Genomic DNA, 16,193 nt, shown 5'->3' with positions numbered 1-16,193 from the left:
GCTGACCTGCGGTGCGGCCGAGGGGGTTGGGGTCGCGGGGGGCCGAGGGCCACGGCGGCCCTCGGCGTCCGGCAGGCGCGCTGCCGCGAGGGCGCCTTATGTCGGGCATACCGACTTCTGGTGGGGTTCTCAGCGGGCCCTCAGGGGACTCTCATACTTCGGTCGCACAGTCATAGACATGACGGACAGCACACGCCGTAGCGGCGCAGACGAGCCCTATCCCTTCTCGTACGGCGGTGGTGCGGGGTATCCCGATCCGCCCGCTTATGAGCCTCAGCAGGCGGTCACCACGCCGTCCGGGGTCACCGTGTGGCCGAGCGGTGGCAGTGGTGGTGGGGGCGGGGTCGGGGAGGAGGGCGGGGCGTTCGCGGGTGAGGGGGCGCATGGTGGCGGAGGGCGGCGCAGGGCGCGGGCGTCGCGTCCGGTCGCGCTGATCGCGGCCGTGGCGGCGGTTTCGGCGCTCGTGGGCGGTGGAGCGGCCGCGCTGGTCACCAACGCCACGCAGAAGTCCGGCACCACGGTCTCCACCCCCGTGGTCAACGCCAAATCCACGAGCAGCAGCGGGGTTTCGGCCGTCGCGGCGGCCGTCAGCCCCAGCATCGTGGAGGTCGGCGCGACCGGCACCAGCGGTCAGTCCACCGGGTCCGGCGTGGTCATCACCAGCGGCGGCGAGATCATCACCAACAACCATGTGGTCTCCGGCGCCGACTCGATCAAGGTGACGTTCAGCGACGGCAGTAAGAAGACCGCGAGGGTCGTCGGCACCGACAGCAAGAAGGACCTCGCGCTGATCAAGGTGGAGGGCGCGAGCGGGCTCAAGGCCGCGGCCCTCGGCGACTCCAGCAAGGTCACCGTGGGCGACCAGGTCGTGGCCATCGGCTCGCCGGAGGGCCTTACCGGCACCGTCACCAGCGGCATCGTCTCCGCGCTCGACCGCGACGTCACCGTCTCCACGGACCAGAACCAGGGGCAGGGCGGTCAGGGGCAGGGTGGCGGCGGCGGTCAGTGGCCCTTCGAGTTCGGCGGCGGCCGGTACAACGGCGACGTCGGCGAGTCGACCACCACCTACAAGGCCCTCCAGACCGACGCCTCGCTCAACCCCGGCAACTCCGGCGGCGCGCTGATCAACATGAGCGGCCAGGTCATCGGCATCAACTCCGCGATGTACTCCGCGGCCTCGGACCAGAGCTCCAGTAGCGCGGGCAGCGTCGGCCTCGGCTTCTCGATCCCGATCAACACGGTCAAGTCCGATCTCGCCTCCCTGCGCTCGGGCGGCAGTGACGGCAACGTCTGACCGACCCACGTGCGAGGCTGGCAGCAGCGCCCGTCTCCCCGCCCCCCGTCACCGTGATCGTGAAGGAAACCGACCCATGAGCCCCGCCGACCACGGCGATCAGCCCGCCCGCATCCTGATCGTCGACGACGAGCCGGCCGTCCGGGAAGCCCTCCAGCGCAGCCTCGTCTTCGAGGGCTACGCGACCGAGACCGCCGTGGACGGACTGGACGCGCTGGACAAGGTCGGCTCCTACGACCCCGAGCTGATCGTGCTCGATGTGCTGATGCCCCGGATGGACGGGCTGACCGCCGCACGGCGGCTGCGCGCCACCGGGGTGACGCTGCCCATCCTCATGCTCACCGCGCGGGACACGGTCGGCGACCGGGTCACCGGGCTCGACGCGGGCGCGGACGACTACCTCGTCAAGCCCTTCGAACTGGACGAGCTGCTGGCCCGCATCCGCGCCCTGCTGCGCCGCAGCTCCTACGCGGGCCGGCAGGGCGCGGCGCTCCCCGAGGGCGATGTGATGGCCTTCGGCGATCTGCGGATGGACCTGATCACCCGCGATGTCACCCGGGGCGGGCGCCGGGTCGAGCTGACGCGTACCGAGTTCACCCTGCTGGAGATGTTCCTGGCCCATCCCCGTCAGGTGCTCACCCGTGAGCAGATCCTCAAGGCGGTGTGGGGCTTCGACTTCGAGCCGTCGTCCAACTCGCTGGATGTGTACGTGATGTATCTGCGCCGTAAGACCGAGGCGGCCGGCGAGCCGCGGCTCGTGCACACCGTGCGCGGGGTGGGGTATGTGCTGCGGCCCGCGGAGGGCGAGCCCGCGTGAGGTTCCACAGACTGCCGCTGCGCTCGCGGCTGGCCCTGCTGACCGCGGTGGCCGTCGCGGTGGCGGTGGCGGTGTCCGCGTTCGCGTGCTGGCTGATCGTCCGGGAACAGCTCAGCGCCCAACTCGACTCGTCCCTGCGCAACGTCAAGGTGGACGAGCGCAATGTGCTGAGCATCCTGGAGGCATGCCAGAGCCCCGGGGGCGCCGACGGCCACACCCCGCGCGCCCTCGGCTCGTACTCCGTGCAGATCGTGCTGGCCGACGGCAGCCGCTGCACCCAGCCCGGGGCCACCCAGTTGCCGGTCACCACCGCCGATGTGGAGGTGGCCGTCGGACAGCGGCCGAACGCGCTGCACGACGCGACGGGCGCGGGCGGCGGCGGGGACATGCGGGTGTACACCTACCGGCCGACCGAGGGCCCCGGCAGCCCGCTGCCGCGCGGGATCGCCGTCTCCATGGCCCGCCCGCTGAGCGAGGTCGAGCATCCGCTGGGCACGCTCACCCTCGTCCTCGCGCTCGTCGCCGGGGTCGGCGTCGTCGGCGCGGGCGCCGCGGGCCTGTGGATCGCCAGGACCGGGCTCAAGCCCGTGGACCGGCTGACCGAGGCGGTCGAGCATGTGGCCCGCACCGAGGATCTGGCCGTGCGCATCCCGGCCGAGGGCGATGATGAGATCGCCCGGCTGTCCCGGTCGTTCAACTCCATGACGGCGGCCCTCGCCTCCTCCCGCGACCGTCAGCAGCAGCTCATCGCGGACGCCGGACATGAGCTGCGCACCCCGCTCACCTCGCTCCGGACCAATATCGAACTGCTCGCCCGCAGCGAGGAGACCGGCCGCGCGCTGCCGCCCGCCGACCGCAAGGCGCTCATGGGGAGCGTCAAGGCGCAGATGACCGAGCTGGCCGCGCTGATCGGCGATCTACAGGAGCTGTCCCGGCCCGACGCCCTGCCCGGCAGCGGGCCCCCGCAGGTGATCGCCCTGCACGAGGTGGCGCGGACGGCCCTGGAGCGGGCCCGGCTGCGCGGTGCGCATCTCACCATCAACGCCTCGATCGAGCCCTGGTATGTCCGCGGCGAGGCGGCCACGCTGGAACGGTCGCTGGTCAATCTCCTCGACAACGCCGTGAAGTTCAGCCCTTCGGGTGGTGTGATCGACGTCGTCCTCAGAAGCGGAGAGGTAAGGGTGCGCGACCATGGCCCCGGCATCCCCGCCGAGGAACTGCCCCATGTCTTCGAGCGCTTCTGGCGCTCCCCGTCCGCCCGCAGCCTGCCCGGCTCGGGCCTCGGCCTGTCGATCGTGGCCCGTACGGTCCAGCAGGCGGGCGGCCAGGTGGGGCTGGAAGCGGCCCCGGGCGGCGGCACGGTCGCCTGGATCAAGCTCCCGGGCGCGCCGACGGCTCCGCCGGGGATCGACGTCGACTGAGCGCGGTGCCGGGCGCGGCCCGGCGCGGCTCGGTCCGGCCTGGCCCGGTGCGGGTCCGGCTCAGCCCGGTCCGGCCTGGCCCATGTCCGACCCGGTCCGCTCAGCCCGGTCCGCTCGGTCCGGCTGAGCCCAGCCCGCCCCCGTCAGAACGGCCCGAGCCGGAGCGTCGGTTGGGGGCCCGTGCCCGTCGGGGAGCCGCCCAGGGGGCCCTCCAGCGAGCGGCCCTCCAGCGAGCGGCCCTCCAATGAGCGGCCCTCCTGCGTGCCGTGCCCGGAGCCGTGCAGCCGGGCGTACGTGCCGTTCAGCGCCAGCAGTTCGCGATGGGTGCCGCTCTCCACCACCCGTCCGTGGTCCAGCACCAGGATGCGGTCCGCGTCCGGTGCCAGGTGCAGATCGTGGGTGATCATGAGCGTGGTGCGGCCGGACATCAGCCGCCGCAGCGGCCGGACGACCCGCCGTGCCGCCAGCGCGTCCAGGCCCGTGGTGGGCTCGTCCAGGACGAGGACGGGCGCGTCGCGCAGCATCGCGCGGGCGATGGCGATGCGCTGCAACTGGCCGCCGGACAGCCGCGCCGTATGCGGGTCGATCCGGGTGCCGTAGCCCTCGGGCAGAACGGTTTCAAGGAATTCTCACGCCGAATGGGAACCGCACCGCCTACGGTCCGGAGAGTGCGGCCCGTGGTGCGAGCCGGGCCGCGCGTACGGCGGGCCACAGGCCGGCCAGCGCGCCGATCGCCATGGTGGCGCCCACTCCGACGGCCAGTGCCCAGGGCGGGACGACCACCTGCCAGTTCTGGGAGATTGCGTATCCCGCCGACGCTCCCGCGCCGAGGGCGGCGCCGCTGATGCCGCCGAGGGCGGAGAGCATGACCGACTCGGTGAGGAACTGGGTCCGGATCTGGCCGCGGGTGGCGCCGAGCGCACGGCGCAGGCCGATCTCGCCACGCCGTTCGAGGACGGCGATGACCATGGTGTTGGCCACGCCGACACCACCGACCAGCAGGGCGATGGCGCCGATGCCGACGAGCAGGCTGGTGAAGGCCCGGTTGGCGGCCTGCTTGGCGCTCAGCGCGTCGGAGGGCCGGGAGACCGTGACCTCGTTGGGCGCCTCGGGGTTGACGGTGGCGGCGAGGACGTCGCGCACCTGGTCGACCTTGCTGTCGGCGGTGCGGGTGTAGATCATCGTGGGGCGGCCGTCGAAACCCAGGTGGGTCTTGGCCGCGTCCCAGCCGATGAGCGCCGCCGAGTCCAGCTCGGGGGCGAGCGGCGCCTTCTGGAGGATGCCGGTGACGGTGAACCACTGCTCCCCGAGCCAGATCTGGGCACCGGGGGTGGTGATGCCCAGATTCTCGGCCGCGGTGGTGCCGAGGACGACGGCCGGGTAGCGGCTCTGGGCGCCGTTGAGCCACCTTCCGGCGGCCATATGGAGCCCCACGGTCCTGGGCAGGTCGAGTCCGGCCCCGAGGACACCGATGCCTCTGCTGGCGGCCTTGGGAATGCGGTCGTTGCGGTAGACCTTGGCGTCCTTGACGCTGCCGGTGGCCGCGGCATTCTCGACCGGTGCGATATGCCTGACCATTTCGGCGGCGTTTTCGGGCAGTGGCGCGGGCTCGCCGACAAAGTCCTTTCCGGGCATCACGGTGAGCATGTTCGTACCCACCGAGGCGAGTTGTGCGTTGAACGCGGCCTGACTGGAAGCGGATACGGCGACCACCGCGACCATCGCGGCGATACCGATCGCGATACCGAGCGCCGACAGCAGCACGCGGGTGGGCCGGGTGCGCAGTCCCACACTGCCCACCCGCAGGGTGTCGGCCAGGCTGAGCCTGCGGGGGGTGAGACGGGCGGCGGTGAGACGGGCCGCGGTGGGGCGCCGCGAGTCGGGGCGGCGGCTCACCGCAGTACCCCTTCGGTGATCCTGCCGTCGCGTACCCGGATACGGCGGGGCAGTGCGGCGGCCAGTTCCTGGTCGTGGGTGATGACCAGGACGGTCGTGCCGGCCGCGTTGAGTTCCCGCAGAAGTTCCACCACGGACGCTCCGGAGGTGGTGTCGAGCGCTCCGGTGGGCTCGTCGGCCAGCAGCAGCGGCGGGTCTCCGACCACCGCGCGGGCGATGGCCACGCGCTGTTTCTCCCCGCCCGACAGTTCGTTCGGGCGGTGGTCGAGGCGGTGCCCGAGGCCGACCCGGCGCAGGACCTTCTCGGCCCGCGCGCGGCGTTCCCTGCGGGGGACGCCCAGGTAGAGGAGTCCGTCGGCGACGTTGTCCAGCGCGCTGACCCCGTCGGCCAGGAAGAACTGCTGGAAGACGAAGCCGATGGACCGGGCCCGCAGTGCGGACAGCCTGTTCTCGCTCAGGCCGGCGATGTCGTGACCGTCGATGCGTACGGTGCCGGACGTCGCCACGTCCAGCGTGCCGATCAGGTTGAGCAGGGTGGATTTGCCGGAGCCCGACGGGCCGACGACGGCGAGGAGTTCGCCCCGACCGACGCGGAAGGACACCTGATGGAGCACCTGTACCCCGCCCGGATACACATGGTCGACGTCTTCGAGCTCCACCAGCGCCGGTTCTGTTGACGCGGGTCCGGTCGGTGCGGGTCCGGTCGGCGCGGGCCCCGCCAGGGCCGGCGTCATGCGGCGACTCCTACCGTGGTGCCGGCCGTGAGGCCGCCGCCGCTGACCTCGACCCTGCCGTTCGCGAACATGCCGAGCTTCACGGCCCTGACGGTGCCCTTGCCGTCGGCGCCGATGACCTCGACGCCGTAGCCGCCCTCACGGAGCGCGAGCAGTGCGGTGATCGGCACGGTCAGGACGTTCTCCTTCCTCTCGCTCTGGAGCCCGACGGTGACCGGCGCTTCGGTGATGTCCGCGACGCCGTCGGCCAGCTCGATGTCGACCCCGATGGTGGATTTGTCCGCGGCGCCGTTCGTGCCCGGCGTCTTCTTCACCGTCGTACCGACACTGGTGATCGTGCCCTTGACCGTCTTGCCGTCGGGGAGGGTGACCGTGGTCGTGCCGTCCTTCTTCGCCAGCGACCGGTCACCGATGTCCAGGTCGACATGGACCTGGCGCTTGGAGGAGGTGCCGGTCAGCACGGGTGCGCCCGGCCGGACGTCCGAGCCGACCGGGGCCTTGTGCCCGCCGATCCTCAAGGGCCCGGAGGCGAACACGACCCGGCCGTCCGCCAGCTTCCCGGTCTGGACAAGGCCGAGGGCCTTCTGCCAGCGTTTGACCGCCTGCGCGGTGAGGTCGGTGAATTCGCTGTCGGGGGTGAAGCCGCGGTAGCCGAGGGCCTGGAGGTTCTCCTCCAACTGGCGTACGTCCTCGCCCTTGTCGCCACTCTTCATGTCCCGGTACGCGGGCGACTTCCCGTACAGCAGGACCACGGGCTTTCCGTCCACGGCGTAGAGCCGCTCGCCGCGCGAGACGGTGCTGCCGATGCCCGGCAGGCCGGTGACGGTCCCGGGCAGCCGGCCCATGACCGAGGTGCTGCCCTTGAAGCCGAGCGTTCCGTCGACCTGCTTGCTGTTGATGAGCGTCTGGCGGGAGACCTTGTCCGTGTGCCGCGTCGGCTTGTCCGAGCCCGCCGCCGGGGCGGTGCCGGTCCCGGCGGTCGCGTAGTACACGCCGCCGCCGGCCGCCGCGACCAGGACGGCCGCGATGATCCAGCGGCCGCGGCGCCGGCGGCCGCGTGGCCGGTGGCGCGGGGCGGCGTCGGAGGAGTCGTCCCCGCTCGCTTCGCTCTGCGGCACGGTGCCGCGCTCCGTGGCGGCGGTCACTGGCCGGTCTTACCGCTGGACATGGCGCCGCATGCCTTGAGGGCGTCCTGCGTCTTCTTCGACCCACCGTCCGGGATGTTCATCCTGCCCTCGTCGGTCGGGTCCTCGGCCTCGACTCCCTTGTCGCGCAGGCACTTGGCCAGCTTTATGTCCTTCGCCTTCTGCTCAGGGGTGTACTGCGGGGCCTGGCCGTCCGCGTTCGGCATGAACTGCTTGCACTTCTCGAGCGCCGCCTGGAACTTCTTCGGGTCGGCGGGCTGGACGACCTCCGCCCCGTCGGCGTCCGGGTCGGGCATGTCGATGCCCTGTTCGCGCATGCAGGACGCGTACTTCAGCCGGGCCTTCTGCATCTCCTCCGGGCTCTTCGCCTTCTGGGAAGCGCTCGCGGACGGCTTCTTCTCGCCACCGGCACTGGCGACATCGTTATCACCGCCGCCTCCGCCACAGGCCGACAGGAGGAGGACCATGCCCAGGGCGGCCGAGGCCAGGGCACAGTGCTTACGCGGAGAGAGGACAGACATGGGGACCTCACGGTTGGGGTAAGAACCGGTGCTTGCGCCATGAGAGAACCAGTCGGCCGTGCGCAGGGAGGTAAACGCGGGAGGCCCTCGCGCCCCGCCACGCTTATCCCTCTGCAATCGCCTCCCTGCTTGCATGGCTGGGCCGGGGTCCGATCCACCCGGTTTGTTACCTTCAGTAACTGCCGCGTACCACCCCGAGTACCACCCCGAGGAAGCTCCCCATGAGGGTCATGATCGCCGAAGACCACCACATCCTGGCCCGTACGATCGCCACCGGCCTGCGCCGCGAGGCCATCGCGGTCGACCTGGCCTGCTCCGGGGACGTGGCCGAGCGGATGTGCCTGCTCAACGCCTACGACATCATCGTCCTGGACCGGGATCTGCCCGTCATGAGCGGCGACGAGGTGTGCCTGCGCCTGCGCGCGCTGAAGGACCCGCCCCGCATCCTCATGCTCACCGCCGCCGGTTCGGTGGAGGACCGGGTGTCCGGGCTCGATCTCGGCGCCGACGACTATCTGGCCAAGCCCTTCGACTTCGCCGAACTCATCGCACGGATCAGGGCGTTGAGCCGACGCGTCCCCACGCCCCCGCTGATGACCCTGCGGCACGGCGGCATCGAGCTGGACCGGGGCCGACGCGAAGTCCGCATCGACGGCAGGCCGGTGGAGCTGAGCCCGAAGGAATTCGCCGTCCTTCAGCTCCTGATGGAGGCGCGCGGCGAAGCCGTGACCCACCGTGCCCTTCTGGACCGTGTGTGGGACGAGCACATGGACTCGCGCACCAGCGCCGTACGCGCCACCGTCAGCCGGCTGCGTGGCAAACTCGGCCGCTCCGACGCGATCTCCATGGACGACGGCAAAGGTTACCGGCTGTGCTGAATCCCCTGTCCCTCGTCGGCCCCCGGTCCCTGCGGACCGCGCTGCGCGACCGGCTGACCTTCCGCGCCAAACTCGCCGCCGCCTTCACCGCGCTGTTCTTCTGCGCCGGAGCCGCACTGCTGATCTTCGTCACGGTGCTGGCCCGGCAGGGAACCATGGAGCACTTCGCCAGCATCACGACGGAACACACCGGCGGGCCGATCGCTCCCGGGCCCACCTCCTCGGCCTCCTCGGGCCTGACGAGTCCCGATCCCGCCGCCTCGACGTGGTCTCGACAACAGGCCGAGAAGGCCCGGCTGGCCAGGGTGGAAGTCACCAACAGGCTCCAGGAGACCGCCGTACGGCAGATGGTGCTGTGGTCGGCGGTCGGCCTGGCCGTGATGGCCGTACTGTCCGGCGCCATGGGCTGGTGGCTGGCCGGCCGGGCCCTGCGCCCGGTACGCGAAGTGATCCTCGCGGCCCGCCGGATGAGCGAGGAGAACCTGCATGAACGCCTCCAACTCACCGGACCGCAGGACGAGTTGCGGGAACTGGGCGACACCTACGACACCATGCTGGACCGCCTGGAGAGGTCCTTCACCAGCCAGCGCCGGTTCGTCGCCAACGCCTCCCATGAACTGCGCACCCCCCTGGCCGCCCAGCGCACCAGCATCGAGGTCGGCCTCGCCGACCCGCTGCCCGCCCATCTGATCCCGGTCCGCGAGGACCTGCTCATCACCAACCGCGAGGCCGAGCACCTCATTGCCGCACTCCTGCTGCTCGCCCGCAGCGACCGCGGACTCGACGAGACCAAGGACACCGACCTCGCCGAACTCACCCGGCAGGCCGCCGACGAACTCAGCTCCCTCGCGGCCGAGCACACCGTCGTCACGGCGGTGCACACCACGCCCCTGTCCGTGAACGGAGACCCGGTGCTCCTCAAGCATCTGGCTTCCAACCTGGTACGCAACGCCATCCAGTACAACCATCCGCAGGGCACGGTCACCGTGCGCATCGACGATGCCCGCCGACTGACCGTGACCAACACCGGCCCCCGCGTCGACCCCACCCGCGTGGACAGCCTGTTCGAACCCTTCCGCCGCCTCGACCGCGATCGCACCGCCGTGCACGGCCACGGCCTGGGCCTGTCCATCGTCCGCTCCATCGCCACCGCCCACGGCGGCACGGTCACCGCCGCTCCCGGGCCCGCGGGCGGCCTCCGCGTCGAGGTACGGCTGCCGGGTGACGCGGTGACGCGGTGACGCGGTGACGCGGTGACGCACGGCGGTGGCTAGCGGGTCTTCCCGAATGTCAGCCCCGCACCGGCCAGATCGGCCCGAATCCCCTCCGGGGAGACCCCGATGTTCGCCAGCTTGATGCCCTTGGCCTTCTTCGGCAGTTGGAAGGAGAGCTCCAGCTTGTCGGTCAGCTCCGGCACCTTCATCCGCGTCAGCGCCGCCGCCACCGTCGGGTCGATGCCGAGCTTCCTGGCCAACTGGGGATGGTCGTTGGCCGCCTGGACGAGGTTGACCGCGAGCAGCGCGGGCACGAAGCGCGGCGACTCCGTGATCCGGTCCAGCATCCGGTCGTCGTTCCGCGCTTGCCCCGCCTCCGCCGGGGACACCCCGAGCTTCTCGGCCACCGAGGGGATCGACAGCAGCGCCCGCGCCTTCTCGGAGTCCTCGCTGATCTGCCGCGCCGCCTTCTTGTGCAGATACAGCCCGGCGCGCGGCTCGGGGCCGGGCCGGTAGGTGGCCATCCCGGGGATGTCCAGCCGCATATCGGTGACGCTGGTGGAGATCCCACGGTCTCCCTGGCGCTGGATATGTGCCTGGGCGTGCAGCGACACCTGCTGGCCGGCGACCGGAAGCTTCCCGTCCGCGCGCACCGAGCTGGGCCCCATCGCCCGGAACCGCACCTGGGAGGCGCCCAGTTCACGGCTGAGGTCCTCGAAGGACAGCAGCACATCGCCCTTCATCCGGCCCACCGTCGCGCCCCGGAAGGAGCTGGGCAGATCCCCCACGATCCGGATGTCCTGGGCCTGGGCGCGCACCTCGGCGAGCGAGACCCGGTCGGCCGCCACATCCGGGACGGCGATGTCGACCTGCTCCAGATCCTTGCCGAGCACCTGGGTGAGGAACGGGAAGCCATGGATCGTCACATTCGGCGCCGTGGCCAGATCCAGCCTCTTCTGGAGCTCCTGCTCGGCCTTGCGCTCGCTGTACATCACGGCGCAGCGGTCGGCCAGCACCAGCAGCAGGCCCAGCACGAGCAGCCCGATCAGTGCCTTCGCGGTGAGCGGGATCCCCCTGAAGCGCCCGCGTCCGCGCCGACGCCGGGACGAACGGCGGTGGTTGGGCGGCGACCACGCCGGGCCATCGCCTTCGGACCCCGAGCCGGAGGGGCCGGACCCCGAGCCGACCGGCTCGCCCCTGCGCCCGCCGCCGTCGGCGTCGTCGTCATCCGACGCCAGACCGAGGCTCAGGGGGTCGTCCGGATCGTACGGATCGGCGAGCTCGGCGAGTTCCTCATAGGGGTTGCTGTAATGAACGGCAGGTGAACCGCTGTGAGGATGCGAGGGCTGGGGTGAAGGTATGCGTGTGGGGGATCGCATTGATCCATATCACCACGCCACACTGCTCCACCCGCAAGTCCTAGCGGCGATACGTGGCGAACCGCACGTTCCGATTTCGCCCTCCGTACACGTGCTGTTTCTCAGCGCGTGCCGCGTGAGACCGCCCTCGCCTCGGTGACGGTGACCGCCCTGCCGTCCATCTCCGTGCCGTCGAGCTGGGCCATCGCCTTCTCGGCGGCCGTCTCGTCCATCTCCACGAACCCGAACCCCCGCGAGCGGCCGCTCTCCCGGTCGGTGATCACGGTGGCGTCCAGCACCTCGCCGAACTGCCCGAACAGGGTCGCCAGGTCCCTTGTCGTCGTCTGGTAGCTCAAGTTGCCCACATGCAGTCGTTTGGACATGACCGGCTCTCCTTGTTCTCCGTGGTTCCCAGTGCAGCGAACCGTGTCAATCCTCTCAGCGAGGTACGAAACGGGCCATCCGCATGGGCTGAACCGGTCATACGGCTCAGTGCAGCGTGCCGAGCTGCTCCACGGAGTAGGGCACCAGCTCCGCCGTACGCCCGCCGAGCACCTTCGCGGCCCACTCGGGGTCGGCGAGCAGGGCGCGGCCGACGGCGACGAGATCGAACTCGTCCCGCTCCAGTCGGTCCAGCAGATTCTCGATGTCCGCCACCTGGGCCGGCCCATCGCCGGTTCCGGGGACGAACGTCGGCAGGAAGTCCTGGTTCAGTCCGACCGAGCCGACCGTGATCGTGGACTTCCCGGTGAGCTTCTTCGTCCACCCCGCGAGGTTCAGCTCCGAGCCCTCGAACTCCGGTGTCCAGTAACGCCGGGTGGAGGAGTGGAAGACATCCACCCCCGCCTCCACCAGCGGGGTGAGCAACGCCTCCAGTTGCTGCGGGGTCTCGGCCATCCGCACGTCGTAGTGGTCCTGCTTCCACTGCGAGGTACGGAAGATGATCGGGAACTCGGCGGAGACGGCCTTACGGCAGGCGGCCACCAGCTCGGCCGCGAACCGGACCCGGGACGCCGGGTCGCCGCCATAGGCATCGCCGCGCCGGTTGGTCGCGCCCCACAGGAACTGGTCGATCAAATACCCATGGGCGCCATGCAGTTCGACCCCGTCGAACCCGATCCGCTCCGCGTTGGCCGCCGCCTCCGCGAAGGCCGCGATCACCGCGTCCACGTCGTCCTGCGTCATCGCCCGCCCGACCGGCTCACCGTTCAGCCCGATCCCCGACGGGCTCAGCACGGGCGCCTCCGGGTACGGCGGCGCGCCCTCCTCCCGCGACACCCCCACATGCCAGATCTGCGGCGCGATCCGCCCACCCGCGAGATGCACCTGCTTCACGACCTCGCCCCACCCCGCGAGGGCGTCCTCCCCGTAGAAGCGCGGCACGCTGTCGCTCAGCCCCGCCGAGGGGTGGTCGATATACGTCCCCTCCGTGATGATCAGCCCCACCCCGCCGGCCGCGCGCCGCGCGTAGTACGCCACCACATCGGCGTTGGGCACGCCCCCGGGCGAGAACATCCGGGTCATCGGCGCCATGGCGATCCGGTTGGGCACGGTCATCCCGCCCACGGTGAACGGCCGGGACAGAACCTGTGCCGCGCGCTCGGCACTCCTGTTGATGGACACGTCGATACTCCTTGACCAAGGATCGTCACAGCGCGGAATCGCGCTGCCCGGCCAAGCTAAAACCTGACGTCAACGTGAGGGTCAAATACCGGAGGCCACCTCCGGTGAACCCCTGCCGTGGCGCAGGCGCACGGCGGCCCCGTCTTCCCCCGATGGGTGCCTACGCGCTCTACTGCCCCTCGACGAGCGAAGCCCACACTGGTTGCTTCACCAAACGAGGCGAGGGGGCCCGAATGGGAACGCACGGCAAGCCGCCCACACCGAACCCGCAGCCGAAGCAGCCGAGCCCACGGGACTCGGACGGACAGCACCCGGATGTCTCCAGGCCGGGCGGCGGGACGCACCGCAAGTGACCGACCTGGCAGAGCTGCACACGCGGGCGGCCGAGGCGCTCGACATCACCGAACCGTGGGTTCGGCGGGCGTTCGAGGCCGTCCCACGGCACGAGTTCGTCCCCGGCACCGTATGGGTGGTGGACGACGGTGTGTACCGGCCGCTCCACCGGGCGGACGACCCCGACCGGTGGGCCCGCATGGTGTACGACCCCGCGCAGGCCATGACCACCCAGGTGGACGACGGGGCCCCTGCCACCGCTGGCGGCGATGTGCCCACCAGCTCCATCTCCGCGCCGACCGCCGTCGTGACCATGCTCGCCGAGCTGGACCTGCGGCCGGGGCATCGGGTGCTGGAGATCGGGGCGGGCACCGGGTACAACGCGGCGCTGCTGGCCGAGCGGGCAGGCGCCGAGCGGGTGACCACGCTGGAGATCGACCCGGACGTGGCCGACGGCGCACGAGCCGCGCTGCACCGGGCCGGGTACGGCGGAGTGACCGTGCTGGAAGCGGACGGCGAGCAGGGCTGGCGGCTTGGCGCGCCGTACGACCGGCTGGTGGCCACGGCCTCGGTGACGTCGATCCCGTGGGCATGGGTGGAGCAGGTACGCCCCGGCGGCCTGATCCTGACCCCGTTCCGCACCGCGTTCTGCTCGCACGGACTCGTCCGGCTGACCGTCTCGGAGGGCCGTGCCGAGGGCCGGTTCGCGGGCGCGGTGACGTTCATGGCGGTGCGAGGCCAGCGGGCGCGCCCGCGCATCGATGGAGTCTTCTCCACGGAAGCGTGGGAGGAGAGCCGCGAGAGCAAGGCCGACCTGGACGTCACGGCGCTAGCCGACCCGCACGCCGAGTTCGCGGTCGGGTTGAGGCTGGCCGACGTGGCGCACTGGCCGCAGGACGGCGGCCACTGGTGGTGCGGCCGGGACTCCTGGGCGTACGCGGCGGATGGCGCCGTGCACCAGTGGGGGCCGCGCGACCTGGCCGACGAGACCGCCGAGGCCCTCACCTGGTGGGAGGGCGCCGGGCGGCCGGAGCTGTTCGACTTCGGCCTGACGGCCACGGCCGACGGCCAACGGGTGTGGCTGGGCGATCCGTCGGAGGCGTGGCCGCTGCCCGCCGCGTAGCCGGTACCCCTGGCCGCCGCGTAGCCGGAGCGCGATCCGGCCGGGGGCCGTCCTGTTTGCCCGACGGGCCGCCTCGGCCGGGGGTTCCGCATCGGTCGTGCCGCCTCGGCCGGGGGGTGCCGCATCGGTCGGGTGCCGCCCGCGCCGGGGGTGCCGCATCGGTCGGGTACGGCGCATGGGCCGGGTGCGGCGCCGTCTCGCGCGCTTCGCGCGATTGAGCAGCGGGGCAGGGGGCGGGGGCGCGGGGCGCGTTGCCGACCGCCGGGCCGGTGGGAGCGACCGCCGGTGGCGGCATCCCTGTGCAGGAGGCGAGGCCCGTCGCCGGACCGCCGGACTCCGCATCCACTGCGACGCTGGACCACCCATCAGTCGTGCCTGGACGGTCCACCGTCGCACTCGACGCCGCAGGGGGTACCCCCTCCGAAAACTCTTGACAAGGTAGTTGCTTCAGATCAAGCGTTTTTTTGGGGGGTACCCGGAGGGGCCGCCCCACCGGGCCGCGCTCCGGATCGGCATCGGCCCCCGGGCGCGGTTGCCGCCACGGCACGGGCCCCCACCGGCCCGGCGGACGGCAACACGCCCTGCGCCCCGCCTCCCTGCCCCCGCTGCTCAATCGCGCGAAGCGCGCGAAACGATGCCCGCGCCTGATCTCCGGCCTGTGCTCAGAGGGTGCGATCGAGTCGGCCGACCTTCACGGCACGTATGAGGGCGCCGAGCGCGGCGGGGGTCGTACGGATCACCGCCTCCGGCTCGTCGCTCTCGCGTATGCGGATCCCGCCGGGGGCGGTGGCGAGTTCCACGCAGTTGGCGCCGACGTCCGTACTGAAGGAGGACTTGCGCCACTTGAGGTCAGTCATGACCGCGCTTCCTAGTAATGGCTGTAACGGATGTGTTGGATCAGGCCCAGCGAATCTCGCACGTCGTGCCGGATCGCAGAAGGGCTGACGTCCACTGGCGGGAGGGCCACTGAACCGAGCCGGTGGAAGTGCGCTCGGTACTGGTCGATCGAGTCGGGGCCGTGGAGGAGTGTGGACTGGCCAGCGTGGTCCATCTGGAGCGTTTCCAGAATCCCGCCGTGCGAAGCGATCAAGCTGAAGGGCGTGTTCACCGCTGGAACGCCGTCCGCCGTGAAGGGCAGGACCTGAATCGTCACATGCGGCAGCTCTGCCAGTTCTACGAGCCTCAGCAACTGCTTGCGCGTCACGGCCGAGCCGCCGAACCGCATGTGCAGCGCGGCTTCGTGGACGACGACATGGATCGTGGGCGGGTCTTCGGCGGTGAGGGCTGCCTGGCGCCGCATGCGGAACTCGACGGCCCGGTCGATGTCCACGGAATTCGTCACCACGTCGCTGACCCGGAAGATGGCGCGGATGTAATCCTCGGTCTGGAAGATCCCGGGAATGAACAGTGACTCGTAGGAGCGAATGCTGGCTGCCCGGCACTCAAGTTCCGCCAAGTCGAGGGCTGTGGCAGGCATGTTGCCCTTGTAAGTGCTCCACCAGCCCTTGCCCGTGTTTTCCCCGAGGCTGACCAACGCCTCGATGAAGGGCACACTTGTGCACCCGTAACCCTCGCAAAGCCGACGCAGTCGCTCGCTCGGGATCGCCGTGCGGCCACCCTCGACATGCGTCAGGTGCACACGGCCCATGTCGATGAGCGCGCCCGCCTCATTCAGTGTCAACCCAGCTTGCTCGCGCAACCTTCGCAGCTCTGCGCCAAGGCGGCGCTGTCTTTCGGTGGGGTTGGTTCGCAGTGCCAACGGGGTCTCTCCTCAGGGTGTGGGCCACAGTCTGCCGTCAGGGCGTGGGCCGGTCCACTCATTCTCGTGACTAGGTT

General features: G+C 71.0%; 15 protein-coding genes and 1 pseudogene. 6 read left to right on the top strand and 10 right to left on the bottom strand.

The genetic code is table 11. The features are described from left to right. Positions 1 to 178 precede the first annotated feature (178 nt). The 3 genes from ACK1X7_RS24110 to ACK1X7_RS24100 all read left to right on the top strand — a co-directional run bounded on the left by ACK1X7_RS24110 (position 179) and on the right by ACK1X7_RS24100 (position 3,532). Positions 179 to 1,294, top strand: a complete 1,116-nt coding sequence (locus ACK1X7_RS24110) for a S1C family serine protease (RefSeq protein WP_385139425.1) — start codon at positions 179 to 181, stop codon at positions 1,292 to 1,294. 76 nt (positions 1,295 to 1,370) lie between these two features. Next, on the top strand, positions 1,371 to 2,111 hold the full coding sequence (locus ACK1X7_RS24105; RefSeq protein WP_385139428.1) for a response regulator transcription factor: 741 nt from the start codon (positions 1,371 to 1,373) through the stop codon (positions 2,109 to 2,111). Beyond that, on the top strand, positions 2,108 to 3,532 hold the full coding sequence (locus ACK1X7_RS24100; RefSeq protein ID WP_385139431.1) for a HAMP domain-containing sensor histidine kinase: 1,425 nt from the start codon (positions 2,108 to 2,110) through the stop codon (positions 3,530 to 3,532). The genes ACK1X7_RS24105 and ACK1X7_RS24100 overlap by 4 nt, the downstream gene beginning before the upstream one ends. Positions 3,533 to 3,675: 143 nt before the next feature. On the opposite strand, the pseudogene ACK1X7_RS24095 reads toward ACK1X7_RS24100, so the two are convergent. From ACK1X7_RS24095 to ACK1X7_RS24075, 5 genes and pseudogenes are all read right to left on the bottom strand, one after another. Then, positions 3,676 to 4,143, bottom strand: a pseudogene (locus ACK1X7_RS24095) (ATP-binding cassette domain-containing protein); the annotation flags it as partial. A gap of 43 nt (positions 4,144 to 4,186) precedes the next feature. Then, a complete protein-coding gene (locus ACK1X7_RS24090) occupies positions 4,187 to 5,428 on the bottom strand; it encodes an ABC transporter permease (RefSeq protein WP_385139434.1) in 1,242 nt (413 codons plus the stop codon). Beyond that, a complete protein-coding gene (locus ACK1X7_RS24085) occupies positions 5,425 to 6,162 on the bottom strand; it encodes an ABC transporter ATP-binding protein (protein WP_382960147.1) in 738 nt (245 codons plus the stop codon). The genes ACK1X7_RS24090 and ACK1X7_RS24085 overlap by 4 nt, the downstream gene beginning before the upstream one ends. Continuing rightward, positions 6,159 to 7,307, bottom strand: a complete 1,149-nt coding sequence (locus ACK1X7_RS24080) for an efflux RND transporter periplasmic adaptor subunit (RefSeq protein WP_413115620.1) — start codon at positions 7,305 to 7,307, stop codon at positions 6,159 to 6,161. Before ACK1X7_RS24080 ends, ACK1X7_RS24085 begins: the two co-directional genes overlap by 4 nt. Continuing rightward, positions 7,304 to 7,828, bottom strand: coding sequence for a hypothetical protein (locus ACK1X7_RS24075; protein WP_390795045.1), 525 nt, complete (start codon positions 7,826 to 7,828; stop codon positions 7,304 to 7,306). The genes ACK1X7_RS24080 and ACK1X7_RS24075 overlap by 4 nt, the downstream gene beginning before the upstream one ends. A gap of 221 nt (positions 7,829 to 8,049) precedes the next feature. Here ACK1X7_RS24075 and ACK1X7_RS24070 point away from each other — a divergent pair, with 221 nt between their 5' ends. Then, positions 8,050 to 8,706 (top strand): response regulator transcription factor, encoded by a 657-nt coding sequence (locus ACK1X7_RS24070; protein ID WP_413115619.1) that lies wholly within the window; start codon positions 8,050 to 8,052, stop codon positions 8,704 to 8,706. After that, positions 8,700 to 9,947: a sensor histidine kinase gene (locus tag ACK1X7_RS24065; protein ID WP_385139446.1), complete on the top strand. Its 1,248-nt coding sequence runs from the start codon at positions 8,700 to 8,702 to the stop codon at positions 9,945 to 9,947. The genes ACK1X7_RS24070 and ACK1X7_RS24065 overlap by 7 nt, the downstream gene beginning before the upstream one ends. 29 nt (positions 9,948 to 9,976) lie before the next feature. On the opposite strand, the gene ACK1X7_RS24060 is transcribed toward ACK1X7_RS24065, so the two are convergent. The 3 genes from ACK1X7_RS24060 to ACK1X7_RS24050 all read right to left on the bottom strand — a co-directional run bounded on the left by ACK1X7_RS24060 (position 9,977) and on the right by ACK1X7_RS24050 (position 12,901). Continuing rightward, the gene (locus tag ACK1X7_RS24060; RefSeq protein ID WP_413115618.1) at positions 9,977 to 11,299 is read right to left on the bottom strand and encodes a DUF2993 domain-containing protein; all 1,323 of its coding nucleotides are present in this window, start codon (positions 11,297 to 11,299) and stop codon (positions 9,977 to 9,979) included. A 101-nt stretch (positions 11,300 to 11,400) separates the two neighbouring features. Next, the gene (locus tag ACK1X7_RS24055; RefSeq protein ID WP_014053952.1) at positions 11,401 to 11,661 is read right to left on the bottom strand and encodes an RNA recognition motif domain-containing protein; all 261 of its coding nucleotides are present in this window, start codon (positions 11,659 to 11,661) and stop codon (positions 11,401 to 11,403) included. A gap of 106 nt (positions 11,662 to 11,767) precedes the next feature. Then, positions 11,768 to 12,901, bottom strand: coding sequence for an NADH:flavin oxidoreductase (locus ACK1X7_RS24050; protein WP_390795044.1), 1,134 nt, complete (start codon positions 12,899 to 12,901; stop codon positions 11,768 to 11,770). A gap of 349 nt (positions 12,902 to 13,250) precedes the next feature. Between ACK1X7_RS24050 and ACK1X7_RS24045 the strand changes: the two genes are divergently transcribed. Further along, positions 13,251 to 14,357 (top strand): methyltransferase domain-containing protein, encoded by a 1,107-nt coding sequence (locus ACK1X7_RS24045; RefSeq protein ID WP_413115617.1) that lies wholly within the window; start codon positions 13,251 to 13,253, stop codon positions 14,355 to 14,357. A 662-nt stretch (positions 14,358 to 15,019) separates the two neighbouring features. Here the strand turns inward: ACK1X7_RS24045 and ACK1X7_RS24040 are convergent. Further along, entirely contained in the window at positions 15,020 to 15,214 is a 195-nt protein-coding gene (locus tag ACK1X7_RS24040) for a DUF397 domain-containing protein (protein WP_413115616.1), read from the bottom strand. 11 nt (positions 15,215 to 15,225) lie between these two features. Next, positions 15,226 to 16,116 carry a helix-turn-helix domain-containing protein gene (locus ACK1X7_RS24035; protein ID WP_413115615.1) on the bottom strand — a complete coding sequence of 297 codons (891 nt, stop codon included), beginning with the start codon at positions 16,114 to 16,116 and terminating at the stop codon, positions 15,226 to 15,228. Positions 16,117 to 16,193: the final 77 nt, after the last annotated feature.

Origin of the sequence: Streptomyces sp. CY-1 (genome assembly GCF_047218265.1) — a bacterium.
GTDB classification, from domain to species: domain Bacteria; phylum Actinomycetota; class Actinomycetes; order Streptomycetales; family Streptomycetaceae; genus Streptomyces; species Streptomyces niphimycinicus.
The sequence above is the reverse complement of the archived record's forward strand: the minus strand, read 5'-3'. Positions and strand labels throughout refer to the sequence as shown.